This is a genomic window from Vibrio sp. 1402, from assembly GCF_033340275.1.
In genome coordinates, this window is record NZ_JAWOWE010000300.1 from 1 (window position 1) to 678 (window position 678).

1 pseudogene is annotated in these 678 nt (G+C 39.8%); it reads right to left on the reverse strand.

The window, feature by feature from the left end:
* A pseudogene (locus tag R7044_RS25690) lies at positions 1-266 on the reverse strand (undecaprenyl-phosphate glucose phosphotransferase); the annotation flags it as partial.
* Positions 267-678: the final 412 nt, after the last annotated feature.

Sequence of the window (678 nt, forward strand, 5' to 3'; positions counted from 1 at the left end):
GTCATTAACCACGATATGCAAACAATGAACATTTGCTCTCTAAACGAGCTTGTCCGCCATGAGCGATATAGGTTGCCGCTCTCCGCCATAAACAAAAATGAAATACCCCCGACGAAGGACAAGATGACGTAGTCCTTATCCATCGAGGTATTTGTGTCTTTCAATACTAGGAGCAGCATAAAGGTGACAATGACAGCAAGATCTGAGATGCGATATAAAAAAGCGAACTCCATCTCATAAGAACGAATTAGTCCTTTGTGTTTCATGACCTAGTTTCCCTTCTAGCACGCTACCGCCATTGGGGTGATTGCCCAATAGCCGTGTCGCGAACGTTTTAATTGATGAGCAGAGACATTTCTATGAATGTTTCTGAATTTCTGTAACGCATAAATTCGAAGGTAAGTTTAAAAATTCGTGTTGTTTAGGTAAGTGGAAATAAGAATGAAATTTAGACCTTTGGCTAAGTTTTGCTGTTTAGGAAAAAGCTGGTACTTGCTAAGCAGGGATGAGGAAAAGTATTAAGAAGCGAGTTTGATTATAAAAACTAAGGTTTAATTTCTTGATGGTCTAACGGATGACTTATTTACAGGGAAGTTAATGATTTAGTCTTGGGTGCGGAGTATGAGTGATGAGTCCAGCGAGCGAGTGATGTCGGTCATTTATGTGGTTTTGATACAA